Source organism: Reichenbachiella agarivorans (assembly GCF_025502585.1).
GTDB classification, from domain to species: Bacteria; Bacteroidota; Bacteroidia; order Cytophagales; family Cyclobacteriaceae; genus Reichenbachiella; species Reichenbachiella agarivorans.
Map to the genome: position 1 here is coordinate 4,447,802 of NZ_CP106679.1, position 26,353 is coordinate 4,474,154.

General features: G+C 43.1%; 25 protein-coding genes. 14 read left to right on the forward strand and 11 right to left on the reverse strand.

Translation table 11 applies throughout. The features are described 5' to 3' along the window. Nucleotides 1–40 precede the first annotated feature (40 nt). The 3 genes from N6H18_RS18495 to N6H18_RS18505 all read right to left on the reverse strand — a co-directional run bounded on the left by N6H18_RS18495 (nt 41) and on the right by N6H18_RS18505 (nt 2,319). A complete protein-coding gene (locus N6H18_RS18495; protein WP_262309768.1) occupies nt 41–661 on the reverse strand; it encodes a porin family protein in 621 nt (206 codons plus the stop codon). Between the two features lie 91 nt (nt 662–752). Beyond that, nucleotides 753–1,274 carry a PorT family protein gene (locus N6H18_RS18500; protein ID WP_262309769.1) on the reverse strand — a complete coding sequence of 174 codons (522 nt, stop codon included), beginning with the start codon at nt 1,272–1,274 and terminating at the stop codon, nt 753–755. Nucleotides 1,275–1,362: 88 nt separating this feature from the next. Then, a complete protein-coding gene (locus N6H18_RS18505) occupies nt 1,363–2,319 on the reverse strand; it encodes a lipid A deacylase LpxR family protein (RefSeq protein ID WP_262309770.1) in 957 nt (318 codons plus the stop codon). A 77-nt stretch (nt 2,320–2,396) separates the two neighbouring features. On the opposite strand from N6H18_RS18505, the gene N6H18_RS18510 reads away from it, so the two are divergent. Genes N6H18_RS18510 through N6H18_RS18525 form a run of 4 tightly spaced genes read left to right on the forward strand, consistent with a single transcriptional unit; the run spans nt 2,397 to nt 6,491 of the window. After that, entirely contained in the window at nt 2,397–3,533 is a 1,137-nt protein-coding gene (locus tag N6H18_RS18510) for an aminotransferase class I/II-fold pyridoxal phosphate-dependent enzyme (RefSeq protein WP_262309771.1), read from the forward strand. Beyond that, nucleotides 3,530–4,141: a dethiobiotin synthase gene (gene bioD / locus N6H18_RS18515; protein WP_262309772.1), complete on the forward strand. Its 612-nt coding sequence runs from the start codon at nt 3,530–3,532 to the stop codon at nt 4,139–4,141. Before N6H18_RS18510 ends, bioD begins: the two co-directional genes overlap by 4 nt. After that, nucleotides 4,138–5,430, forward strand: coding sequence for an adenosylmethionine--8-amino-7-oxononanoate transaminase (gene bioA / locus N6H18_RS18520; protein WP_262309773.1), 1,293 nt, complete (start codon nt 4,138–4,140; stop codon nt 5,428–5,430). Before bioD ends, bioA begins: the two co-directional genes overlap by 4 nt. Continuing rightward, nucleotides 5,427–6,491, forward strand: coding sequence for an endonuclease/exonuclease/phosphatase family protein (locus N6H18_RS18525; RefSeq protein ID WP_262309774.1), 1,065 nt, complete (start codon nt 5,427–5,429; stop codon nt 6,489–6,491). The genes bioA and N6H18_RS18525 overlap by 4 nt, the downstream gene beginning before the upstream one ends. Before the next feature lie 17 nt (nt 6,492–6,508). Here the strand turns inward: N6H18_RS18525 and N6H18_RS18530 are convergent, their stop codons facing one another. Beyond that, the gene (locus tag N6H18_RS18530; protein WP_262309775.1) at nt 6,509–6,979 is read right to left on the reverse strand and encodes a hypothetical protein; all 471 of its coding nucleotides are present in this window, start codon (nt 6,977–6,979) and stop codon (nt 6,509–6,511) included. A gap of 239 nt (nt 6,980–7,218) precedes the next feature. Between N6H18_RS18530 and N6H18_RS18535 the strand changes: the two genes are divergently transcribed. The 8 genes from N6H18_RS18535 (at nt 7,219) to N6H18_RS18570 (ending at nt 15,974) form a co-directional block, all read left to right on the forward strand. After that, on the forward strand, nt 7,219–9,573 hold the full coding sequence (locus tag N6H18_RS18535) for a TonB-dependent receptor (RefSeq protein ID WP_262309776.1): 2,355 nt from the start codon (nt 7,219–7,221) through the stop codon (nt 9,571–9,573). 14 nt (nt 9,574–9,587) lie between these two features. Continuing rightward, on the forward strand, nt 9,588–10,823 hold the full coding sequence (locus N6H18_RS18540) for a DUF4374 domain-containing protein (protein WP_262309777.1): 1,236 nt from the start codon (nt 9,588–9,590) through the stop codon (nt 10,821–10,823). Nucleotides 10,824–10,892: 69 nt separating this feature from the next. Then, nucleotides 10,893–11,612, forward strand: a complete 720-nt coding sequence (locus N6H18_RS18545) for a DUF4198 domain-containing protein (RefSeq protein WP_262309778.1) — start codon at nt 10,893–10,895, stop codon at nt 11,610–11,612. 22 nt (nt 11,613–11,634) lie between these two features. After that, the gene (locus N6H18_RS18550) at nt 11,635–11,967 is read left to right on the forward strand and encodes a hypothetical protein (protein ID WP_262309779.1); all 333 of its coding nucleotides are present in this window, start codon (nt 11,635–11,637) and stop codon (nt 11,965–11,967) included. 3 nt (nt 11,968–11,970) lie between these two features. Then, the gene (locus N6H18_RS18555; protein ID WP_262309780.1) at nt 11,971–12,270 is read left to right on the forward strand and encodes a hypothetical protein; all 300 of its coding nucleotides are present in this window, start codon (nt 11,971–11,973) and stop codon (nt 12,268–12,270) included. Between the two features lie 4 nt (nt 12,271–12,274). Next, entirely contained in the window at nt 12,275–13,834 is a 1,560-nt protein-coding gene (locus N6H18_RS18560) for a PepSY-associated TM helix domain-containing protein (protein WP_262309781.1), read from the forward strand. Between the two features lie 130 nt (nt 13,835–13,964). Then, a complete protein-coding gene (ffh, locus tag N6H18_RS18565; protein WP_262309782.1) occupies nt 13,965–15,293 on the forward strand; it encodes a signal recognition particle protein in 1,329 nt (442 codons plus the stop codon). Continuing rightward, the gene (locus tag N6H18_RS18570) at nt 15,294–15,974 is read left to right on the forward strand and encodes a class I SAM-dependent methyltransferase (RefSeq protein WP_262309783.1); all 681 of its coding nucleotides are present in this window, start codon (nt 15,294–15,296) and stop codon (nt 15,972–15,974) included. A 73-nt stretch (nt 15,975–16,047) separates the two neighbouring features. Here N6H18_RS18570 and N6H18_RS18575 read toward each other — a convergent pair whose 3' ends face one another. From N6H18_RS18575 to N6H18_RS18600, 6 genes are all read right to left on the reverse strand, one after another. Beyond that, nucleotides 16,048–17,379: an MATE family efflux transporter gene (locus N6H18_RS18575; protein ID WP_262309784.1), complete on the reverse strand. Its 1,332-nt coding sequence runs from the start codon at nt 17,377–17,379 to the stop codon at nt 16,048–16,050. A gap of 281 nt (nt 17,380–17,660) precedes the next feature. Next, the gene (locus N6H18_RS18580; RefSeq protein WP_262309785.1) at nt 17,661–18,434 is read right to left on the reverse strand and encodes a hypothetical protein; all 774 of its coding nucleotides are present in this window, start codon (nt 18,432–18,434) and stop codon (nt 17,661–17,663) included. Nucleotides 18,435–18,640: 206 nt separating this feature from the next. Beyond that, entirely contained in the window at nt 18,641–20,626 is a 1,986-nt protein-coding gene (locus N6H18_RS18585) for an FGGY family carbohydrate kinase (RefSeq protein WP_262309786.1), read from the reverse strand. A 186-nt stretch (nt 20,627–20,812) separates the two neighbouring features. Further along, nucleotides 20,813–21,709 (reverse strand): EamA family transporter, encoded by an 897-nt coding sequence (locus tag N6H18_RS18590; RefSeq protein WP_262309787.1) that lies wholly within the window; start codon nt 21,707–21,709, stop codon nt 20,813–20,815. Nucleotides 21,710–21,851: 142 nt separating this feature from the next. Beyond that, nucleotides 21,852–22,019: a hypothetical protein gene (locus tag N6H18_RS18595; RefSeq protein ID WP_262309788.1), complete on the reverse strand. Its 168-nt coding sequence runs from the start codon at nt 22,017–22,019 to the stop codon at nt 21,852–21,854. Nucleotides 22,020–22,069: 50 nt separating this feature from the next. Continuing rightward, entirely contained in the window at nt 22,070–23,380 is a 1,311-nt protein-coding gene (locus tag N6H18_RS18600; protein ID WP_262309789.1) for an ammonium transporter, read from the reverse strand. A gap of 598 nt (nt 23,381–23,978) precedes the next feature. Between N6H18_RS18600 and N6H18_RS18605 the strand changes: the two genes are divergently transcribed. Both N6H18_RS18605 and N6H18_RS18610 read left to right on the forward strand, forming a co-directional pair. Continuing rightward, complete coding sequence (locus tag N6H18_RS18605) at nt 23,979–24,374, forward strand: hypothetical protein (protein ID WP_262309790.1); 396 nt, start codon at nt 23,979–23,981, stop codon at nt 24,372–24,374. Next, on the forward strand, nt 24,364–25,902 hold the full coding sequence (locus tag N6H18_RS18610; protein ID WP_262309791.1) for a flavin-containing monooxygenase: 1,539 nt from the start codon (nt 24,364–24,366) through the stop codon (nt 25,900–25,902). Before N6H18_RS18605 ends, N6H18_RS18610 begins: the two co-directional genes overlap by 11 nt. 49 nt (nt 25,903–25,951) lie before the next feature. On the opposite strand, the gene N6H18_RS18615 is transcribed toward N6H18_RS18610, so the two are convergent. Next, nucleotides 25,952–26,326: a VOC family protein gene (locus tag N6H18_RS18615; RefSeq protein WP_262309792.1), complete on the reverse strand. Its 375-nt coding sequence runs from the start codon at nt 26,324–26,326 to the stop codon at nt 25,952–25,954. Between the last annotated feature and the right edge of the window lie 27 nt (nt 26,327–26,353).

Consider the following 26,353-nt stretch of genomic DNA (forward strand, 5'->3'; position numbering starts at 1 on the left):
CTCGATTGGGAGGCTTTCCTGTTTTTTACGAGGGCTGCCTTTATCGACCTAGCAGAGCATACCCAATAGATACCTGAAACATGGCGTTTTTCATTGATTCCACACCGCTGGCAGAATTATCATCCATCATCTCTGTAAAGCCTTTGACATACCTCACATTGACATTTAGGTTGAATGGCAAATCTACTCCTGCACCTGCCGCAATCGAGAAATCCCCCGACTTGGTATCATTCTTCAAATCTTCTACCGATCCATTGGCATCCAATTCATTTTTGATCACAAAGCCAAACTGAGGACCTACGTGCACATTGAACATTTTCAAGAAATTGAACCTCAACAATACTGGCACTTGAAGGTAATTGGAATTTATTGCGCCTTTGGCTCCATTGACATCAATATCTGCACCTTGCACAGAGTAGTATGCCTCAGGCTGCAATGCCAATGGTCCCAATGCGATCACGGCATAAGCACCAAAGTGATAACCTGTACGGGTGTCAGCAACATCTTTGACCGAACCTCCATTGCTCGCTGCATCTATAGAAGCTGAGTTGAAATTCAATCCTGCTTTGACGCCCAATTCGATTTGTGCTGAAGCATCTACAGATACCAAGGTGAGTATCATACATGCTGCCATGCAACCTAGTCTTATTCTGTTTTTCATGTCTATGATTTTTAAATGGATAATACTTTTTGGACGATCAATCGCCCAACCAATATTACTAAAATCATCTACATTTATTGTGCAGAGCCTCTCAATAAATATCAAATCCTATGGACAATTGGAATTGGCTACTGTGCAATGCAGCGTCATCAATCGGATGTAAATACCTGAAAGACAAATCAAAACCACTGGGCAAACACATCCCTACACCCACCAATCCAGCAAAAGTATATGGATTATCAATAGGCAGTTTTTCTTTGCTGCTATTCATCACTGAGAGCATCCTATTGCCCTGGGCACCTGCCTGCACATAAAACGGTTTGAGAGGGTAGTATTTGACCAAGACTGGTACCTGTATCTCAGTCAACTGACATTTCTCTTCCAGATGCGTTTGAGCTTGGAGAGCGTAGAGTCCCTCCAGTTGCATGCTGACTTTTTTGGTCAGGTCATACTTGGCAAAAACTCCCACATGGTAATTGTGAGAAATATCACTCAAGTTCAAATTAAACTCTTGGAGGTTGATTCCTCCTTTCACCCCTACATTTGACTTTTGCGCATACAGCTCAGCAGCTAGTAGCAAAAGTACCACGATCACAATCCCCCCCTTTATCATCAAATCAACTTTCCAGTTCTAATATTCACTTTCCTATCCGCTGATTTACAAATAGGATGCCATAAATATTATTGAACAGGACAGGATGCTAAAACCTCCTCGATATCACCAGAGAACCGTATTTGTGAAACCTCCCACCTTGAACCTCTCTGCTCATGTAAGACCAGAGTGCCTGAAAATCCATTCGATCTGTACTCATCATCACCCCAACCCCTTGCATGATGACCCAAGGAACGGACTCTTTGACGAAAGGAGAAGGAGTGCCCAACCAATTGCCTTCAATAGTGACATTGTGAAAGACACTTTTTAGATTGGTCTTGCTGACGAAAAAAATCTCTTTGTAATGTTTTGACCCAGTGGGTCTAGTCCCCAACCTACTGTTTGTGATAGTACTTTGGTAGATAGGCAGACACCTGCCCAGTCTTATGGTCAGTCCCAATGAGGAGTAGTTTTGAACCGTACCCAGTCGTAGATCCATCCCTCCAATCACAGAAAAGTGTTCAGACGCCACCAATTCCTTGGCAATGGAAGAATACAAATGCGCATATGGCGTATTGTTGATCTGATAATCGTCCCAGCCTCTGGGTCTCACCCATCCAAATAGATTGTGTAGATAAGTCTGGATTCTGTCAAGATGTGTACCAGATCCCAACCAGCCCAGATCCAGCCCCAAAGTCAGGGAATTGTTCTTCCAAAAACTGGTATATCCACCCGTCAAATACGATACTCCTGCATAGGGTCGATCAATTTGTAGAACTGTATCTCCCTTGAGGTTGTATGGATTGTAAATTTTAGAGACAAGTGAGAAATCAATGAGCGATAAGTGGTGATCTTTTAGGTCCAAAAGATTGGACCAATGAGAAGTTGATCGGGGCAATCTACGGTAGTCAATGAAGAGACCATTGGTATAGTAGCGATCTCCAGCATCAAAAAACAAGAGGTCATTGTCAAACTGAAAAGCTACCTCATGACGCTGCAAGGAATCACTCTGTCCAAAAACTTCATTAAATACGATGAGGATGAAAAAAAGAAAATAGTACTTCAAGGCAATTCCAAATCAGCTAAAAATATAGGTAGCAAGTTTCGTAAATATAAATTCAAAACTGTAGTAAAATTGCATCAATGAAACTGGATTTCATCAAAAAGCTAAAAGAGAGAGAAGATAATGGCAACCTACGCCGGCTCAGCTACTCTACCCTGCCTCTCATTGATTTCGTATCAAACGACTACCTGAGTCTCAGCAGATCTGAAGACCTCTTCCAGCAAATCAACAGCTACTCCTATCAAAATATCATCCACAAAAATGGTTCGGCTGGTTCACGCTTACTAGCTGGCAATTCACAACCTATTGAGGAACTGGAAAATAAGCTAGCGGGAATTTTCAAAGCGGAAGCTGCACTGCTTTTCAACTCAGGCTATGTGGCCAATCTCGCACTCATCTCTAGCCTCCCTCAGCGCAGTGATACCATCATCTATGACAGTCTATCCCATGTCTGCATCAAAGAAGGCGCACAATTGAGCCCTGCCAAAAGCTTTTCTTTTCGACACAATGACGCTACAGATCTGGAGAGAAAACTCAAAAATGCGCAGGGTCAAAAATTTGTCGTGATCGAATCCATCTACTCGATGGACGGAGATCAAGCTTGCTTCGAAGAGATCATAAGTGTAGCCCAGAAGTACGAGGCACAATTGCTAGTGGACGAAGCACATGGCACTGGACTGTTTGGTTCGGGAGGAAATGGATTGGTCTGTGCATTAGGGATCGAACAAAAATTCCTTGCCCGAGTTTATACTTTTGGCAAGGCTATGGGCGTACACGGTGCCTGTATCGTAGGATCACAAGATTTGATCGATTACCTCACCAATTTTGCTCGCTCATTTATTTATACAACCGCACTGCCTATTCACAGCATCTTTTCCATTGATGCAGCATTTGACTATCTCTCACAAAACATCCATTTGCAAAGCGATAGTCAGGAAATTATTCAGTTTTTCAACCAATACTACTTGGATAAAATCGGTCAAAACGACGATTGCTACAAACTACAAAGTCAAACGCCCATACAGCCCATTGTCATCCCAGGCAATCAAAAAGTCAAAAACATCTCCATGCTCCTACAGCAGTCCGGGTTTGATGTCCGAGCCATTTTGTCCCCTACTGTAGCAGCAGGTACCGAACGTCTGCGTGTTTGCATCCATACCCATAATTCAAAGACAGAAATCAAAAACTTGATCGATTGTCTATCTTCGCAACTATGAATCAATCCAAGAGATACTTCGTCACAGGAATAGATACCGACTCTGGCAAAACAGTCATCAGTGCCATCTTGACCCAAAAACTGAAAGCTGACTATTGGAAACCCGTACAAGCGGGACAACCGACAGACAGTGACAGCATCCGTACACTGATCTCTCCTGATCTCACCATCCATCCAGAAGGTGCACTGCTCAATCTACCCATGTCACCACACGCAGCAGCAAAGGCCGAAAACATCTATCTAACCAGGGCACAGTTTGCCGTACCTCACTCGGATCGCACGATGGTTATAGAGGGTGCTGGCGGCATCATGGTTCCTATCAACGACCAAGATTTGGTGATTGATCTGGCTATGGATTTTGATGCTGAGGTGATTTTGGTTTCTAGAAACTACCTCGGCAGTATCAACCATACCTTGCTATCCATTGCTTATTTGCGTTCACGGAATTTCAAAATTGCCGGTATCATTTTCAATGACGAGACCAATACTGAATCAGAACGTTTCATTTTGAACTACAGTCAATTGCCCTGCTTGGGCAGAATCCCACGTTTGGATCAAATCACCCCACAATTAATCGATCAACTCGGAGACCACATCACACTACCATGACTACTGCAGAACTCCATCAAAAAGACAAAGAACTCATTTGGCATCCCTTCGCTCCCCTCATCAGTCCCTTTGAGTATATCCCCTTGGCATCCGCCAAAGGTATGTATCTGTACACGACCGATGGAGAAAAAATCATCGACACAGTATCCTCCTGGTGGGTCAACATACACGGTCACTCCGATGAAAGACTAGCCAAAGCACTCTACGATCAGGCATTAAAGATGGAGCATGCCATCTTTGCAGGATTTACTCACGAACCCGCCGTGCGCCTGGCTGAGAATCTGATGACGGTGCTTCCTGACAGTTTCTCCAAAGTTTTCTTCTCTGACAATGGCAGCACTGCCATCGAGGTAGCTTTGAAGATGGCTTTTCAATACTGGCACAACCTAGGAGAAAAGAAGAAGACAAAAGTAATAGCGATCGATGGAGCCTACCACGGAGATACCTTTGGCGCCATGTCTGTGGGCGAACGTGGCGGGTTTACCGCACCCTTCTTTCCTTTCTTATTCGATGTAGACTTCATTGATTTTCCGACTCAAGACAATATCGAAGAGGTCATGCAGCGTTTCGAAGCATTGGTATCGGATGAGCAGTGCAGCACATTCATATTCGAACCCTTGGTGCAAGGTGCTGGAGGCATGCGCATGTACTCTCCTGCAATACTGGATCAACTCATCGAAATCGCACAACGTCATGGAGTGATTTGCATAGCGGATGAGGTAATGACAGGATTTGGCCGAACAGGTAAAAATCTAGCTACAGATCACGTCACCCACAAACCTGACCTAATCTGCCTATCCAAAGGCATCACTGGTGGTACCATGCCACTAGGAATCACCGCCTGCAATCAGAAGATTGAAGAAGCCTTTCTGAGCGACTCCTATGCTAAGGCACTGCTGCATGGCCACTCTTACACGGGCAATCCACTGGCTTGTGCTGTAGCCAATGCCAGCTTTGAAATCTTCACCAGTCAAGTGTGTAGAGACAACATCGCGAGAGTAACAGGTAAACATAAAAGCTTTGCAGAAAAACTAAAAGAAAATCCAAATGTGGAGAACGTCCGAACGCAAGGGACTATTGTAGCATTTGATCTCAAAGGGTTCGGGGAAACCAGCTACGAAAGTGAGGCTCGGAAGAAAATTTACCCCTACTTTTTAGAAAAAGGGATTCTAATCCGTCCATTGGGTAATGTGATCTACTTGATGCCCCCCTACATCATCAGTGATGAAGAATTGGATATAGTTTATCAAGAATTACTCAACTTTTTGAATCAATTGCATCAAAAATGAGTCGATGGTCAATCAGGAAAATTCAAGTCCATACCTTACTGAGCTTACTCAGTGTAGCAAGTATATTGGCTTACGCATCCGTATTGATCCCTCCGCAATTTTTTTGGTTGATCCCCTTGATGAGTTATGGCATTCCTGTGTTGATCGCTATCAATTTCATCCTTGTAATCCCTCTGCTATTTACCAAACGTAAAAGGGTACTTTATCCATTGGCATGTTTGATTTTGGGCTTGCCTTTCATCTTGGATACTTATCGTTTCTCCCATCAGGAAAGTACTCTGGCTTATGATTTTTCGGTCCTGAGTTACAATGTCAAATTGTTTAGAGAGTACAAGGTCTACAACAAATTCTCTAAGGAATTAATCGAAACAGCCGTCAAAGACACCTCAGATTTCAAATGCTTTCAAGAGTTTAGTTACAACAATCGCTGGTCCGCACTAGATGTCCCTCAAAAAATGAAGGAAGAAGGCTACTATGCCTATATCTATACTCCAGAAATGCGGGATGCAGACCACAACCCTGGCATGGCTCTATTCTCCAAACACAAAATCATAGACAAGGGAATGGTTTGGGAAAACCCATACTCAATCAATGGGGTAATGTATATAGATGTAAAAATGGATCAAGACACCATCAGGCTCTACAACGTGCACCTCGCATCCATGGAGCTCCAGCTCGGTCAATACAAGCAATCAGACCACTATCTCACCAAAATAAAAGACCTGTTTCAGCGACTCAAAAATGGTGCAATCAACCGTTCCAATCAAATCGAACAGTTGATTCTCCATACGCAAAATTGCCCCTACCCTTATCTGATTGCGGGTGACTTCAATGATACTCCATACAGCTACAACTACCACACGCTGAGCCGATATTATAGCAATGTCTTTGAAAAAGTGGGCCAAGGTTTTGGTTTCAGCTTCAACAGCACGTTGTTCTTTCTGCGGATCGATCACCACTTCACTAACCCTGAAATAGAGCCAGTGAGTTTTGAAGTGGACCGCAGTATAAAGACCTCAGACCATTTCCCCACCAGAGGCCTATACCGCATCAATCATTAGTGTCGTGATAGGAGTCATCAGTCTACTCTCACCATGTAGACCCGAGCATCATCGGAGATAACCTCACCGTCTTCCATGACAATCAATATATCGTCCTCCATCATCCAATATTCATTTTCGCTGCTCTTGAATGAATCCGTATCACTGATGATGAGTTGTCCTTTGTCGTTGATTTTCCATTGTCCCATCTCTACCTCTGGATCAGAGCCAAAAGCCGTAGCTGTAATCTTGCACTTCCCGTTGTCTAGAAACTGGAACTGAATATCCAGTTCATCGATGATACCACTCACGAACGAGCCTGTGGCCTGCATGATGACACGTGCCAGAGCGTTGTCTTCGTCATCCATCTCTTCTTCTAAAAAATCGTCTCCCAGATCAATTTTCAATTGCCATGTCCCAGCCAAATCCTTGGCTCTTACTTTTTTTGGTTGGGCCTCAGCCATAAACATGGTCATCACCAAGATCAAAATCGCAAATATGCTTTTCATATATATTGAGTTTAAAATTACAATTTCATGTACTATGTATTGCAAGGTACATAACAAACTACAATACTGAAAGAACTTGAACAAGGTTGCAGAAAATGAATCATTTCAGTTCAGTAAACTCCATCAACGCCGGAATCACTCTTTCAGATTTATTAAAATTCACTAGATGTAGTGATTGCATCCTACCTGCGTCGCTACCTACATTTGCACATTATTCATAACAAGTCTAAATAAAAACAATGCTCAAAATATTCGCTACAATCATCCTACCGCATATTATTTGCTTTGCCAGTATGGCACAGTCAATCAGCGGCATCATCACGGATGAGCAGGGCGAGGCATTGCCAGGTGCAACCATTCAATTGATGGGAGGAACCAAAGGTGCTGCTACAGACATGGGTGGTAGATTTTTGATCCAAGAACTGACCAAAGGCAAACATCGACTTAAAATATCCGCCATAGGGTATGATTCTCAGGTTGTCGAACTAGACACTCGAACCCAAGAAACACAGACACTCAATATAAAGCTTCTAGAAAGTATAACCAGTCTCAACGAAATAACCATTACTGGAAAATCAGAAGCTACCCTCGTTCGTGAGCAGGCCTATGCAGTATCAGTAGTAGAGGCCAAAACCTTTAAGAATGCCAGCACAGATGTCAATCAGATACTAAACCGAGTTTCTGGAATCAACATTAGGCAAAGTGGCGGTATGGGATCAAGTTTCAACTTGTCATTAAATGGTTTGTCCGGCAACCGTGTACGGACTTTTATCAATGGCATACCGATGGATTATTTCGGTTCTTCATTGAGTCTCAACAACTTCCCGGCCAACCTTGTCAGTACCATTGAGATATACAAAGGAGCCGTACCGATCCATTTGTCATCCGATGCACTCGGGGGAGCCATCAACATCATCACGGATACACGCCCTATCACTTACTTGGATGCTTCCTACTCCTTTGGTTCATTCAACACGCATACTGGTGCGCTCAACGGCCAGTGGCATGACAAGAAATCTGGGTTGACCTTGCGAGTAAAATCATTTTACAACCACTCTGACAATGACTACCCTATCGATGTACAAATCCTCAACACAGAAACAGGAAAACTAGATGATGAATACACCGAGGTGAAACGCTTTCATGATGCGTACGATTCCAAAATGGCATGGATCGAAGTAGGTATCATGAATAAATCCTATGCAGACGAGCTCATGGTAGGTGCTGTAGTATCTGATAACTACAAAGAATTGCAGCAGAATCCCTATGCCACTGGAACCTCCGCATACCCTGTCGGAGAGGCTACTGCTCAATCCGACATCAAAATTATCAACCTCTCTTATCGCAAAAAGAACCTACTTGTCGAAAACCTCAACACCAGAGCTTATGCGGTTTACTTAGATTCCAATGAAGAATATCTGGACATCAGTGCCAATCAATACGACTGGTTCGGTGACTACAAACCAGATGTACACCCCACCACTGGAGAACTAGGGAGAAAAACACACTTTTACCTCAACAGAAAGAATTTTTTGGCGAATGCCAATGCTGAGTACGCCATCACTGCGCAGCACAACCTATCTATCAACTACTCGATCAATCGTCTTGAGTTGCAAGGACATGACGATTACCAACCGCAAAACAACACACAGTTTAGCAACCCAAACTTGACCAACAAGCAAGTAATTGGTCTGGGATACACCAACAATGCCCTATCTGACCGTCTGAAGACAACGGTTTTTGGCAAGAGTTATCATTATTTGCTCCAAAGCAATGTAGCTGAGTACGATGGAGAAGACACCGAACTCTTCGAAACCAAAGAACAAAAAATAGGTTATGGATTGGCTTCTACGTTCTTTCTCAAAACAAACATCCAATTGAAGGTCTCTTATGAAAAAGCCTACCGCTTTCCCGAGTCTTATGAGATGTATGGCGATGGGCTCAACGTCATCCCTAATCCTGAATTGATCCCTGAGTCGAGCAACAACTTCAATGTAGGCATGAGATTCAACTCGATCTCCGAGCGCAGCAATCAATACATGATAGAAGTCAATGGTTTTGTACGAGACAGCAGAGACTATATACGCTTCGAACCAAGACTCAACCGCAGTACGTATGTCAACGACAAAAGTGTATTAGCCAAAGGCATTGACCTAGCAGCTCGGTATGCAATTGCCAGTCAGTTCACCATAGGTCTGGGCGGCACCTACCTCGACCTACGAAACAATGACAAGTCTAGCTCCTTGTATGGAGACCGTCTCCCTAACGAACCTTTCCTGTTTGGCAATTTGATCTTGTCTTATCAAAAGGCTAACCTATTCATGAAGTCGGATCAATTGTCTATCACCAACACCAATAGATATGTTCATGACTTTTATCTCAAATGGCCCAGCCTAGCTGCTCAAGGCAAATCGACCATCCAATCTCGATTTACCAATGATTTGCAACTGACCTACAGCTTACAAGAGGGGCGATACAACCTGTCGTTCCTAGTATCCAACATCATGGATGCCAAAGTCTACGACAATTTCAACCAACAAAATCCAGGTAGAGCCTTCAATCTCAAACTACGGTACTTCATTAGTAAAAATTAATTATAAAACAAATCATGAAAAAGCAGTTTATACACATAGCAGTAGGGATTTTGACCGCTGCATTTACACTTACCTCTTGTCAAGAAGACGAAGGTGGTTCTACTCAATCACAGTTTTTAGTAGGAATAGAAGCTGAATCAGATACTGACGTGATCGTCGGAGCGGATGACTTCTCGACTGGCATCATCTCACCATTGGGACAAGGTGTCGAACAACCTGCTTGGATGTCATTTTATCAAATAGGCAATACATTTGTCGCTACTGGCTACTCTAGTGACAACATGGTGACTGGATACAGAATGGTAGATGGTGTTTTGACAGATGTAGGTTCGCTCATCACAGAGCTAAACATCTATGGAATGGTAGAAATAGATGAAAACACTGCACTCGGAGTAGGCATCACCCGAGCTGGCTATGAGGACAGAATATTCTACACGATAGATTTGACCAGTATGTCCATTTCTAAGAGGACTTATACCAAGATCGACGAGCGCCAAGAAGAAGGTTTGGTAGCTTGGCCAACTGGTATGGTTGTACAAGGAGATAAACTCTATGTTGCATACTACCTCATGGGTGCGGGCGAAAAAGAAGGAGTTCCTGCATTTGCTACTCCTAATTCTAATCAAGCACGTGTAGCAGTATATTCATATCCAGAAATGGAATTTGAGAAAATCATGACAGATGATCGTACCTCTGATATAGGACTCTATGCTGGACTAAACTCTATCATGGAGACCGAAAACGGAGACATTTACTCCTTCTCAACATCAGGACTGGCTTCTTATTTCAACCCTGTACCAACCAACCCATCAGGATTCCTAAGAATAAAAGAGGGGGAAACCGAATTTGACGATAGTTACTTTTTCAATTTCGAAGAGGCAAGTGGCGGATTCAAAATCACACAAGCCTTCTATGCAGGAAAAGACAAAATGATTGTCAGAATGATCAAAGAAGATGTAACCAATCCTGATTATTTCGGAGCTAGCTTCGGTCCTTATCCAGAACCAGAAACTGCCATATGCTACATGGCAATTGCCGACTTAGAAACTAAAACCGTCACTCAACTAGATATACCAGCACATGGCGGTGGATGGGGCATGGCCAACCTGGTGCATGACGGCAAAGCGTATGTCAACATCAGTACTTCGGTGGATGCATACATCTACGAAATAGATCCATCAGCAGCCACTGCACTCAAAGGAGCTCAAATTGACGGCAACTATGCTAAAGCATTTGCTGCAATCAAATAAGACTATTCATCAATCATTGAAGAGCGTGTCCAAGCCTGAGTTTGGACACGCTATCACAATTTTACCAATATGAGAAAAATTATTACAAGCATAGCCATACTATTGGCGGTCACATCGAGCAGCATGGCGCACTACATGTGGGTAGAGACTAGCTCTGCGGGTAGCATCAACCAAGCACAAGACATACGTGTGTACTTCGGAGAATACACCTACGGTCTGGAGGAAAAAGTTGGAGATGAAGCATTCACCAAAGTCCAAGACTTTAGCCTTTGGGTTGTAAGTCCTAGTGGAAAAAAAACCACACTTAAAACAAAGGAACAAGAGACATACTACTTAGCCTCATTTGTACCCAAAGAAAACGGTACTTACACCGTCATACTCGACAACAACAACATCGGAGTAATAGACTATACGCAATATGATTTTGGAATCTTTAAGACTCATTATCACTCCGTTGCACAAATTCAGGTCGGTGAAACCTCTGGAGAAACCATCGCCCAAAACGAAGAAGGAATCACTGTCAAAAGACTGGCGGCTGACGGAAAGGAAGTGAAACTACAGGTTTTGTACAAAAATGCCCCTTTGGCAAAAAATGAATTGCAAGTATTCGTAGCAGATCAATGGTCCAAAACACTGCATACCGACGAAAATGGCATGGTCAGTTTCGACCGCCCTTGGGAGACCAAATACATCATCGAGACAACCAAAAAAGAAGAAGTGCCTGGTCAATACAAAGGCAAGGATTATCAATTTATCTGGCACTGCGCGACGGTCTGCATCCTTCCATAACTACCACAATAAACACAACAAAATGGTGACTCTAAATTTGATCCTCATCTGGCTCAGCTTTTATCTCTTCTATTTGACTTCCAAAAAGGCGCAAATCGCTCGCTCTTTACCCATAGAAAAATGGATGCACAATCACGCACCCATTGCAAAAGTAATAGGCACTGTTTTGTTGTTTCTATCCCTCTCTGTATCCATCTCCCTCTGGGGAGTAGGGTCTGGTAGTTTGTTCTTTTTCATCATATTGATGACTTTGGGCAGTCTGGTGACCATCATCAGTCCACTGCGTGTCCTCAACTACGTATCCATTTCAGCCATTTCCATTTTGTCATTCGTTTTAGAAATCATATTACCATAGCACATGCCCGCTAATCGCAAATATCTCACCACCTCCACCCACCAGCGTATCGCCAAAATCTCTGCCGCCATCATCGGAGGTTATCTGCTCAGCACAGTCATCCATTTGGCACTTGCCAGCTGGCTCGACAAAGCAACAGTACTGATCACCTCCACTTTTAGTGGATTTATTCTTTGGGTAGTTTTGATGATTTTGGCCTTTTTGAGCCGAAACGGATGGAAAACTTGGGGAATATACCTCTTGATGACAGCTGTATTTGCAGGCATTACTTACCTAGGTACTACATACAATTCGACAATATAATCTCATGGACAAAAGGTCATACAATATTCTTTTTCACCTCCACACAGTCAGTGGCATTGTCATCAGCGTGGTGCTTTTTGTCATTTTCTTTGCAGGTTCTTTTTCGTTTTTCCGCGATGACATTGTCAATTGGGAACGCAACCATACAGTCAATCCGACCGAAAACATAGAAATGGACTATGATGCTGCTTTCGATTCACTTGAATCGAAATACAATCTCTACAGCCGCGACCTTTCCATTAGCAAACATTACGTAGAGCGCCGCATAGGCATAAATTTGAGTGTCCCTAAAGACACAATCTTAAATACAGACCAAGGTCGTCAGTTCTTCTACCTTGATACTGAAAACTATGAAACTTCGGACTATGTAGCTTCTTATTCCTTGGGAGAATTTCTATACAGGTTACATTTTTTGGCACAAATCCCTTATCCAGCTGGGTATTATCTTTCTGGCTTTACTGCTTTGTTTTTTCTGTTTGCGATTATCACTGGGATTCTCATTCATTGGGACAAGATCGTCTCCAACTTCTACCTGTTCAGGCCTTGGTCCAAACTAAAAACACTATGGACAGATGCCCATACAGCATTGGGTACCATTGGGTTGCCTTTCCAGTTTGTCTATGCCGTAACGGGAGCCTTCTTTATGATCAAAGCCCTCTTGATCGCTCCGAGTGTTTTTGCATTGTACAATGGAGATCAAGGTCAATTGTATGATGATTTAGGCTATGGAGAGCCTACATTTCTCCTAGAGAATCAAACCAACACCGCAGCCTACAGCCTCAACGATTTGATAGAAAAGACCAGAACAGACTGGCCTGATTTTGATGTCAATCATGTCCATGTATTCAACTACGGAGATGCCAACATGCATGTATCCATAGAGGGAGAAATGAATCGCAACAGCAAATTCACAGGTTTAGGCAAGCGAATATACAAAATCTCCTCGGGCGAAATAGTTGATGAAAAAAGCCCCCTAACCAAAAGTAGCTATCTGGATGGCGTCAAAAACGCTCTATACAGACTACACTATGGTGACTATGGTGGTTATGCACTCAAGACTGTTTCCTTTGTTTTGGGAATCATCTCTTGCTTTGTCATCATCTCAGGCATTATGATTTGGCTCGTCGCTCGTGACAAAAAGAACATTCCCGAAAAACGCAGACGGTTCAACCGCAGCGTGGCACTCATCTATATGGCAATATGTCTGAGTATGTACCCAGTCACAGCAGCTTCATTCATCGCAGTAAAAGTATTTAGTCCAGCAAGTCAAGAGTTCATCTATCAGTTCTATTTCATCACATGGCTATTCTTGACTATCCTTTTCATCCTCAAAAGAGACATGGCCTTCATAAGCAAATACACTTTACTTTCAGGTAGTATTATTGGACTTCTGATTCCGATAGCCAATGGTGTGATGACTGGTAACTGGATTTGGATATCGCTAGTACGTGGCAATCTGCAACTGCTGGTCATCGATACGTTTTGGATTCTAGTATCCACTACCACGCTGCTCATTTATTTTAAAATCCGCAACAAGGAAAAAAGCAGCGAAGCAAACATCTGATTCATCGATAATGATCTCAGAAGATATTTCAGTCAATTAGCGACAACAAAATAGGTTTTTCCAAAACCTATCATTAGACTTTTGCTGTCCTAATGATTAGCTTTGCCGATATTTTAATTCGTACTCGATTATGTTTGATAATTTAAGCGGCAAGCTAGACAAGGCATTTAAGACATTAAAAGGACAAGGCAAGATCACCGAGATCAATGTAGCCACTACAGTCAAAGAAATTAGACGTGCACTCATTGATGCCGATGTTAACTTCAAAGTAGCCAAAAACGTAACCGATACAATTAGAGAAAAGGCATTGGGTCAAAATGTATTGACCGCCATTTCCCCAGGTCAATTGTTGACCAAAATAGTCTCTGATGAGTTGACACTACTCATGGGAGGAGCCAAGGTGGACATCAGTCTACAGGGCGATCCCAATATTATTTTGATCTCTGGTCTACAAGGTTCGGGTAAAACTACCTTTACTGGAAAACTAGCCAACCACCTCAAAAGCAAGAGAAATGTCCTATTGGTCGCCTGCGACATCTACCGTCCTGCCGCGATCGACCAGTTGAAAGTCCTTGGAGAGCAAATCGGAGTGGATGTATATGCTGAGCCAGACAACAAAGACGCACTAAAGATTGCCAAAAACGCAATCAAGTACGCAAAGGAAAATAACAAAAAGACCGTCATCGTCGATACCGCTGGTCGTCTCGCAGTAGACGAGCAAATGATGCAAGAGATTGAATCTTTAAAGAAATTCTTGAATCCTGCAGAAACGCTCTTCGTCGTAGATGCCATGACTGGACAAGATGCTGTCAACACTGCCAAGACCTTCAACGAACGATTGAATTTCGATGGGGTAGTCTTGACTAAAATGGATGGTGACACCCGTGGTGGAGCTGCCCTATCGATCCGAAATGTGGTCGAAAAACCTATCAAATTCATTTCTCACGGAGAGAAAATGGAGGCATTGGATATCTTCTATCCAGAAAGAATGGCCAGCAGAATCCTCGGTATGGGGGATGTCGTCTCGTTGGTAGAAAAAGCACAGCAGAACTTTGACGAAGAAGAAGCCAAAAGAATCCAGAAGAAGATTCGCAAAAACAATTTCGGATTTGACGATTTCCTTTCTCAACTAGAGCAAATCAAAAAAATGGGTAACCTCAAGGACCTTATGGGTATGATCCCAGGTGTCGGCAAGGCTATCAAAGACATAGACATTGACGATGATTCTTTGAAACCTATCGAAGCAATCATCAAGTCCATGACCATCCAAGAAAGAGAAGAGCCAGACTTGATCAACGGCAGCAGAAAGAAGAGAATTGCCAATGGTAGTGGTACCTCAATCCAAGAGGTCAACCAACTGCTCAAGCAATTTGACCAAATGCGTAAAATGATGAAAACCATGAACAAAATGGGAGGAGCCAAACGCATGATGTCTGGCATGAACATGTTCGGCAAGTAAGTGAAAGATCTGCATGGCCAAGCCATATTGGATTATTACAAGAAGGAGGAATCATCTCTCCTTTTGCTACACAACTCGTATGGAGAGCCCGAAGAAATGCCTGTGGAGGTATTCTTCAGAGAACCTGAGGATTTTAGCGAATTAGAGAACTGTGCCATAGCACACTGCTACCGAAAAGTACTCGATCTCGGTGCGGGTGCAGGAGCACATTCCCTACTACTACAGGCTTTGGACTTTGAAGTGACGGCACTGGACAACTCTCCAGGCTGTGTGGAAACCATGCGCCAGTCAGGCATCCAGCACATCGTAGACACAGACTACCGCATACACAAAGCACAGTACGAAACGGTGCTTTTGCTCATGAACGGGCTAGGCATAGCAGGCAAACTATCAGAAGTCAAATCGCTCCTACTACACTGCAAATCTCTATTGGTAGAAGGTGGCAATATCATTTTGGACTCCTCAGATATTAGTTACCTCTACGAAGAAGGACTGGAAATGCCCAAAGACTATTACGGGGAGATTCGCTACCGCTATGAGTACAAAGGTGAAATGGGCGAATGGTTCGATTGGGTATATGTGGATCAAAATACGCTAACGCAAATTGTGCATGATTGTGGAATGGAAATCGAGATATTGATGACTGATGAAAATGATCAGTACTTGGCTAAGATTTTTTAATAGATTTTAGAATCAAAACAGGTTAGAAAGCACAAAACACATTCAACTTTCTTACTTTGAACTACTGTACCAATCAAGCAAGCAGCCTTTTGGTCAGTTTTCTAAATCTGGCAACATGCGCTACTGCCGCCAATGTCAATCCAACAGACAATCCAAACCATACTCCATATGCGTCCCATCCCAACACAAAGCCAGCTACATATCCCAAGGGAATAGCCACTCCCCAATAACTGATCAAGGTCACCAATGTAGGAACTTTCACATCCCCTAGCCCTCTCAACGCACCCAAGCCTACGCTCTGCACACCATCAGAAATCTGATAAAATGCCACGATGATCAGCAACGAAGATGCCAATGTGATCACCTCCACCTCATCCACATACAATGAGGGCAAATAGTATCTGGTCAACACGAAAAACAACGAAAAAAAGATCATCAGTGCCGTGACCATGATAAAACAAGTCATTCCAGCGGTTCGAAGATTCAAGTAATCTTTTCGTCCGAGTTGATTACCAACCCGGATCGAAGCAGCAGCGGAGATTCCTGTTGCAATCATGTAAGTGACCCCTGACAGATTCACAGCAATCTGGTGAGATGCTAGAGGAATAGCTCCGAGCCACCCGACCATGATAGCTGACGCACTAAAAGCACCTATCTCAAAAATGAATTGTAAGCCTGAAGGAACCCCAATTCTCAATATGTCTTTAAAAACCTGCCATTTGATCACGATGGACGCATATATGCCACGGTATCTTTTGAATCTATGGTACCACAAAAAGAATCCACCCATAGCAATGGCCATCATGATGCGAGAAATCAAGGTCGCAATCCCTGCACCTAGCACCCCCATGGGTTCAAAACCCCAATGACCAAATATCAAGAGATAATTCAATCCTATGTTGACCAAATTTCCTCCCACAGAGATAATCATGGCTTGGCGTGTCATTGACAATCCCTCCGCAAATTGTCTGAAAGTTTGGAACAACATCAAGGGCAGCAGGCTCAATGCCATCATCAAAAAGAAAGGTACTGCATCAATCAATACTTTTTCGTCCTGTCCCAAATACGGAAAGATATAGACTGCCAACAGGCACAACAAGGTCAAGATTACACCCAGAGCGGTATTGAGCAGAAAACCATGTTTGAGATAGCGAGTAGACAAAACCTTGTCATTGGCTCCATCTGCTGCAGCAACCAGTGGCGTCATCCCAAATGACACCCCAATCCCAAACAACATGAACAGGGTAAATACACTGACAGCCAACGATACAGATGCCAATTGTACAGCACCCAGACGTCCTACCATGACACTGTCCGCTACTGCCACCATGATGTGTCCCAGTTGGCTCAGCATGACAGGATAGGCCAGAGAGATGTTTTTTTGATAGTGTTCTTTGAGTGTCAAAGCTGATGTAAATAAGCGGACTCAAAACTACTTAGAATTTATGAAGATTCACTCAGCCTACGGGCCTCCTTCTATATACCTGATTTCGATTTTTAAAGAAGGTTCATGATCCATAAAGGGACAAAATTAAAATGACCTTTGATAAAAAAGGCAGGAGAACCCTTCTCAAGGGTTCTCCTGCCAGATCATAGACAAAACGAATGGTAAACTAACCCCTTCAATAAAGCCCTTGAAGGATTGTTCAAAATTGAACTCAGGTCATAAAGAACACTTAGACCAGACTAGTAGCCTATATATACCGTAGTACTCTGCCCATCATATGAAGCCGTCCATTCTCCTGTGTACTTCTCCAATTTACCATTACTGAGGTGTTCATAAATTGTATAGTTCGATCCCCAGCAATTGTCATAGCTCATGTCTTTAGGACTTTTCACGGGATTGGTGCTGTACCCTACATTGTGCGTGCCCATCAAATCAAGTCCACCCACCAATTCTTCACCCGTACCAAAGTTTATTCTTCCTGAGAAAGTCTTACCAGAATAAAACTTATAGGTAATCTCCCCTATTGGATAGTAAAGACTTCCTCCATCTGAACCTCCATCATCATCATCGTCATCATCACCAGAATTATCCCCTCCATTGTCAGGATCATCTGTCGCAGGATCATCATCACCTAGCAACGTAGCATATGAGTTTCGCATATCCCATACCACATAATCACCGTCCTGAACGGTAATGGCTGCATGCTCGTGATTACAATTCTCATCTCCCGGACTCAACAACAAATCTATACTCACTGCATCATTGTTGAGCTCTCGCTCAAAAAAATCGGTCTCTCCTGCTTCCAATGTAGAACCGATCCAATAATCGATTGGTGATCCTGAATAAGAATCATAAACAGCAATACTAAAATCATTGTCACAGTACGAAGAGCCATTTGTGATCGTAAAATAGATGGTCTGAGCATCAGAACTATCATCATCTGAGGATCCCAGTTCTTCCAAACAGCTAAAAAGAACAATAGATAATAAAAAGAGTAAGAATTTTTGTTTCATGATATGTTTGTTGATTAAAAGAACCTACATGAAGAGCATTTCTTCGTGTTAACATTATTCAACAAAAGTACGGTTGCTCACAAAAACTTGAAATACTCATTAGTAGGTAATCTGCAGGGTATTAAGACAGTCTCAGGTTGTTGAAAATTAGCAATGAATGCCGTAGTCTGAGGCTCTTAATTCCCTGTGCGACCCAGCCCAATGGACTATACCCTATCCAAAAACTCTTCGAGATCCAATTCTTTGTTGATTTGCAGTTTTTTGCGAAGACGGTAGCGACGGGTCTCTACTCCTCTGACTGACAAATTGAGTTGATTGGCAATCTCCTTGGTGGAGAGTTTCATTTTCAGCAGCATACAAAGTTTGGCTTCTGAGACAGAGAGTTTAGGAAAGTCACTCTTGAGTTTCTTGAAGAAATCCGAATGCAAAAGATCAAATTGACCTTCGAAACTCTCCCAGTCCTTGTCACTATCTGTCTTGCTTTCGATCTTGGCAATCAATCGTTGCAACACTTTTTTTTGATCCTCCACAGACAAATCTGCTGACAACCCCTTCAGAGAATCCTTGATCTCTAGCAAAAATTCATCTTTGTTGTACAACTGCATGGACACAGCAGTCAGTTCCTTATTTTTCTCCGTGATAGTTGCTTTGAGTGCCTCATTTTTCGAACGCAAAACTTCGGGTCGGTTGGCATAGGATGGCATATCAAATAGCGCCTTGTCCAAATGAGACAGCCACAGATTGTAGGCTTGGCTGCAGCGCGAGTGATTCAGTCTCGGCTCATAGATAATACTCGGTTTCACATGTGAGAGGGCCTCTTCGAGTGAGGTGTACACACCATTGGCTACTCCTGCAGCTCGCGCAGCACCGATCACTCCTGTGGTATCTACCACTTCAATATGGCAGTCCAATAGCGTCGCTATGGTCATAGAAAATATCTCCGACTGAAACATGTTGTCACTGGTGACACGCAAAATATCTACCTCCAACCCCATCTCTTTGAGCAGATTCATTCCATAGACGAACGAAAACGCCACCCCTTCAAGAGCCGCTCTGTAGAGATGTCCTCTGGAGTGTCTGCTAAACTCCAGATTCATGATATGCGAATTGATACTTTTCTCATCTAGCATTCGTTCTGCACCATTGCCAAATGGCAAAACACACAGTTCGTCAGAACCAATGGGTACGGTAGATGCCATACGCTCCATGTCCTCATAATGGCGCCCACTGAGTGCAATTTGGCTTTTCATCCAACCATATTGTGTCCCCGCTCCGTTGAGACAGAGCAGTACTCCGATTCGATCATAGTTGTCTTCATAGTTGATATGTGCAAAAGAATTGACCCGAGAGCGAACATCATACTTGGGTCTATCAACTATCCCATAGACCACTCCCGACTCTGCACTGGTCGCTGCAATCTCCCCTGGGTTCAATACATTGAGTGAAAGAGCATTGTTGGGTTGGTCTCCAGCTCGATAGGTCACAGGAATACCCGTTACCAACCCACTCATCTCGGCGGCTTCTGCTGTCACAGTCCCTTGCAAAGAAAAAGTAGGTACAATCTCAGGAATCAAATCTTCACTGATCTCATAATAATCCATAACCTGATGAGCGATTTTCTTCCTTTTAAAATCCCATAAAATCGCCTCAGACAAACCCGATATGGTAGTCTGTACCTCTCCCGTAAATTTCATGGCTATGTAGTCACCGGGCAACATGATCTTGTCGATACGATCATAAATCTCTGGTTCGTTGTCCTTGACCCATCTCAGCTTTGAGGCCGTGAAATTGCCTGGCGAATTGAGGAAATTTTCTAAGCACTCTTTCTCTCCCAAATCCTTGAAGGCCTTTTTACCAATCGTAACAGCACGACTGTCACTCCAAATGATCGAAGGTCTAAGCACTTTTTTGTTTTCATCAACAAGTACAAGACCGTGCATCTGATAGGCAATCCCAATTCCCGCAATTTCCCGTGGATTTAGGTTGTTGATGGCAAGTAAACTTCGAGTGGCAGTGCACAAATCCTGCCACCACGATTCGGGATGCTGCTCTGCCCAACCGCTGTGTTTAGACAAAATCGTAGAATCATGCTCTGGGTACTGTACCACATCGACCACCAGGTTGTCTTCTGAATGTATCAGTGCCACTTTGATCGTTGTACTGCCGATTTCATACCCTAATAGATACTTCATGCTATGTCTCAATGTGTGATGACGGAGTTAAAAGAGTAAAGCCTGCAACCTGTCTCTCAACAAACCGGTCAGCCCTCCAAACTACGCCAAAGTTACGTCACTTCAGCAGGCTAGCCTAACGATTTCTGCAATAACCTAGGAGAAGATTAGCCTATTTTCGACATACCGACCTTGCCGTTCAATCCATCAACTACCCACCATAATAAGCACGATCCCTATGATGATTCCTAGCAGAATCAATGATTTGTGTAAGATGTTTTTCTCCTTGAACAAAATGGCTCCTGCCGCAAAGGAGATAATGACACTGCTTCGTCGCAAAAGTGAAAGAATGGATACCAAAGAATCCTCAAAGGTCAATGCATAGAAATAAGCAAAATCACCCAACACCAACACGATTCCTATAAATGGAATAGTATATTTCCAACGAAATGGCGTGTACTTTTCTCTTTTGGGATACCAAAAAATCAACAAGACCAAAGCCATAATCGGGACTTGATAGAATGAAAAGTAAGCCTGAATCGCCAAGCGATTGTAGTTTGCGATCAGAAACTTGTCATAGAGTGTACTCACAGTACCTATCAGGGTTGCCAACAAGATGAACCAAACCCATTTGTTGGTTTTGAAATTGACGCCTTCTTTGTTGCCAGCAATGGAGAAGAAATAAAAGAAAATCAAAGCCACCATCATCCCTATCCATTGGAATTGATTGAGTGTCTCACCATAGATCATGATAGCACCCATCAATGTCCAAATCGGTCCAGTAGAACGGATAGGCGACACGATACTAATCGGCAGGTTCTTCAGTGCCAGGAAAGACAAGATCCATGAAGACACCACTATCAGCACCTTGATTACTATCAACAAATGAACATGTAAATCCACTGGAGGGATGTAGAAATGGTCGTACTGATCAAACCCATCGACCGTGTAGGACATGATCCATGGTGGCACGAAAAGCAAGGCGGAAAATACCGTAGAAAAAAACAATACAGGCAAAACCGCATTGTCATTGAGAGACACCTTCTTCAGTATATCATATACCCCCAGTGCCAGCAAAGAAAGTACACCCAGTATTACCCACATATCAGACCGCTTATCATGAGGGACAAAACTAGACCAATCGAATATACCATGCTAAAAAGAGTAAGGATATTACCCAATCGTACTTCGCATTCAAAACACAAAATACAAGGCTCTTGCTGCCCTGCATTTTGTGTGATGGCAATTATCTATGAAGATGCTTATTGATATCCTTAATAGCCGTCAGCGTAGGAATCATATTTCCTTCTATATCCAAAAACTGTATTTTCTTTTGTGAAACCAATTGTACTCGATCTATGGGTTTAATTTCTCTGTATTTTTCAACACTGATCAGGTTATACCCTGACTTCATTTTGATTGATATTTGGTGAACTGTCATCTCGTAATTTTTCTCGTTTCTACTTATTTCATCAACTCAAGCAATTCTTCTTCGCTCATTTCTATCTCTTCCTCTGTTTCCTCGCCCATATTGGCTTCACCACCTATGATGATACCATATTTTTCCTCCTCAGGAGAAACACGTAGACCAATGGTTTTTTTCAATAACATAAACATGAGGAAAGACACCGATGTGGTAAAAACAAAGGCAACCAATACACCAAATGCTTGTACACCTAACTGAGTCAATCGAGTTGTTTCTGGTGAGATCTCTCCAAAAATCGCTACACATAGTGTCCCCCACACACCACAAAAGCCATGTACAGGGATAGCCCCTACGGGATCATCTAGTTTAAGTTTGTGTAGGATCAGGTCGAAAGCATAATTGTGTACCAGGCCTGCAGTCAGACCAACAGCCAAAGCACCCAAATGGTCTACATTGGCACAGCAAGCAGTAATGGCTACCAGCCCCCCAATGATTCCTCCAAGAAACTTAGGGTACAGATCCTTTCGATCTTGAAACCAATAACAATGAAAAAATGCTACCAACCCAGCTGCTGCTCCAGCGATGTTGGTGTTGAGGATGATTTCACCAACTGCTCCATCGAGTGCCAATTGGCTGCCACCATTGAACCCCCACCATCCGAGCCATAAAATCAAGAGCCCCAACACGCTGTAGGCATAGTTGGCTGGTTTAAACTCTAACGGATTCCCATCCTTGTCAAACCTGCCTAACCGAGGACCTATGACCCATATCCCAACCAATCCTACCCAAGCACCTATCGAGTGTACAACCGTTGATCCTGCAAAATCAATAAAACCTAAATCTGCCAACCAAGCAGGATTGTCTGCATAGAACAAATTGCCCCATACCCAATGACCATAAACTGGATAAATCACCACAGCTACAATGGCCGAGGCGGTCATGTAGGGAATGAATCCCGTTCGCTCAGACATAGCTCCTGAGACGATGGTCAGGGCTGTAGTTGCAAAGGCGATTTGAAATAGAAAAAAGATCGTACCTAGATCTGATCCTGCTGGATTGTCTTGTACACCAATCCCAAAAAACAAATCAGTTCCAATAAAACCATAAGTGGACTTGCCAAACATAATTCCAAAACCGAAAAACAGGAAAATAAGACTGCCAATAATCCAATCGATGAGATTCTTGATCGCCACTGCATTGCCATGCTCGGCTCGAACCATTCCTACTTCGAATGCCTTAAATCCTGCTTGCATGAAAAACACCAACGCTGCGGACAACAACACCCAGACGTGATCGATATTAAAGGTTACCGTGGGGGGAGCTTCAGGCATGGCCCAAACCTCAGACATTGTTGCACACGATATCAGCAACAATGTTGACATAATTTTTCTCTTCATAAATGATAATAATGAGTGATTCTACCTACTACTAATTGCGAATATTACTAATAAGATGGGTTTAGAGAAACGATCAGAACACAAATAACCCATAATAGAAAAAGAGTCATAAATAGACCTGTCATTGCACCATAAAAACAGTATTACACAACGGTATCTCTATATCTTCTATAAGACTTCTGGCTTTCTGACATCTTATCCTACATAGGTAGGAATAAAAACATTGAACATCCCAATCAAAACTAGATGGTTAAAACACTGCTTTGGAGATTTGAATTGTACAGTTCGATTTACACCTATCGTTGCATTCCATTTATCAAATGATCGAACAAAAAGCAGCTATTTATTCAGACTACATCATAAAGATTCGTTCCATCATTATCACTTGCCAATCTTCCCCTCTGTACATATATTATAGTGTGATCCTAGAAAATATTAATACGCCTTAAAACCTGTCAATTCATAAGCTCATCTTGCTTTATTTTCACAAAAAAACTTATCTTGACGAAAATTCAACAGTTATTGAAAGAACAATAAAGACTTATTAATTATGTACAAAATTGAACAAAAGGATTTTGGGTACTACCTCACATTTAGTGGCTTTATCAAAAAAGAAGAAATGGAAGAGTGGTACAAAGAATCTCTAGCCTTGCTAGAAAAGGCTCCTGCTCATTTCGGTGTATTTGCAGACCTGAGAGACATGAAACCATTGCCTGCAGAAAGTCAGAGTGTCATGGAAGAAGGCCAAAAGAACTACAAACAAAAAGGGATGGTGAGATCTGTCGTGGTATTGAACAGTGCGATCCCTACCATGCAATTCAAAAGAATTGCAAAAACCACGGGAATCTACCAATGGGAACGATACATTGATGCTTCGAGTAACAAAGACTGGGAGGCAACTGGAATAGCTTGGATCAAGGACGAAATAGATCCAGATGCCAAATAATACAATAAAGAGTCAGCATATTGCCATTATAGGGGCCGGTGTGTCGGGTATCTCGGCAGCCAGAGTTTGGCAAAAATGCGGCTATTCAGTCACAATATTTGAGGCCTCCGACCAGATCGGAGGCCAATGGAACATGACCTACCCGGGCGTTCGGTTGCAAAACACCGCCCCTCAATACCAGTTCACCGATTTTCCCTGGCCGTTTACTCCTGATCGTCACCCTACTGGGGAGCAGGTCTTGAAATACCTGCATGCTGCCGTCGCAGCATTTGGTCTTGAGGTCAAGCTCAACCACAAAGTGACCCAAATGGTCAAACAGGATATCGGTTGGCAATTGACTTTTGAAAACGGAGCGCAAGGAGATTTTGCCTATGTCATGATAGCGACAGGCCAATACCCAGGAGGAGACAAGAAACACAAGCCTCGTTTTGAAAATATCGACTCGTATCAAGGAGAGGTTGTCACCAACATCAATTCCAAAGAAGTCTTCAAGGGCAAGCATGTGGCCGTCGTAGGATTTGGCAAGACGGCTCTGGACTTTGCAGCATGGAGCGGTGCAGTAGCCCAAAGCACGCAACACATCTTTAGGACACCGAGGTGGACTATCCCTGATCATTTACTAGGAATAGATTACACCCGACCCTTTTTCTCACGCTTTGGCAGTGACATGATGCCTTCTTGGTGTCACAGTTCTTTGATCCAAAATTTGCTACACAAGAAACTGCCCTTTGTCGTTAAGTCTTTTTGGGGCTTTATAGCTACGCTCTTTCAGTACCAGCATCGAAAAGATGCAAAGCTAGGTACACTTGACCCAAGCGTATTGGATCTGGTTTTCCCTCCCAAATCTCAGTTTGTTCCAGATTTGAGAAGTGCCTCGGCAGTAGCTCCGAATCACTACTATGAATACGTCGCACACCAGCGCATCATCCCTTACCGAGGGGAGGTTGCTTCATTTTTTGAGCACGGAATCATCTTATCCGATGGTCAAAAAATAGAAGCCGACATGGTATGTATCTGTTGTGGCAATGAGGCACCTACCTACGCATTCTTGCCAGAAGCGTACGCACAGCACCTCCGAGTACATGGTGGCCCGTCACTGTATCGACACCAGATAGACCCTCGGATTCCTGACCTGGGATTTGCAGGGTACAACCACGGGTTTATGCACATCGCACTATGTGAGATGGGTACGCTGTGGCAAATAGCTGCACATCAAAAAGACCTCCAGTTGCCTTCGGAGACAGAAATGCTCGCCTCTGCCCAGCGGGTTTCGCAGTGGAAGATAACACACTCCTCCTACGAGTCTACGTTCAACATCGCCGTAAGCACGAGGTATCAGCAGCATCTAGATATTCTGCTTCAAGACTTGGGCATCTCTCAATGGAGAAAGCTCCCCAATGTACCCGCCGAAATATTCGCGCGCTACGACCCTACCGACTACAAAGGAGTCATAGAAGAGTACCTGGCAAAAAGTGCAAAGAGAAAAGCCAAAGGCCAAGTCAAACAAGTCATGCCAGTCGATGCATAGTATAGTAATAGAGGGGACAGGGAAATTTACTCAGTAAATACTGTCCTCATCAATTGCTTTCTCGCTTTTGCAGGTTAAATACCGTGCCTGCTGGGTCCTGAATCCAATGCATATTTTCAGGAAGCTCTTCTAGTTCGTCACAAGTTTCCACACCCTTTGATACCAGATAGTTGGTCGCTACTTCTACATCTGGAACCGTCAGTTGCAGCCAAGTTTCTGAATGTGTATAGTTGTCCACACAGTCCAACCATATTGTGTTGTTTCCGAACTTTACTTCATGTGTTTTTGAAACGGTTGGATTGTCGATGGGTATTTCTTTGACCTCCAACTTCAGAATGTCCCTGTAAAAAGCTACGGTTTTGTCATACTTACTTTTAGGGATTTTAATTGCAATGTTGATTCCTGCTTCAAATTTTGCATTCATACTTATCCAATTTTTTTCAGATTAACG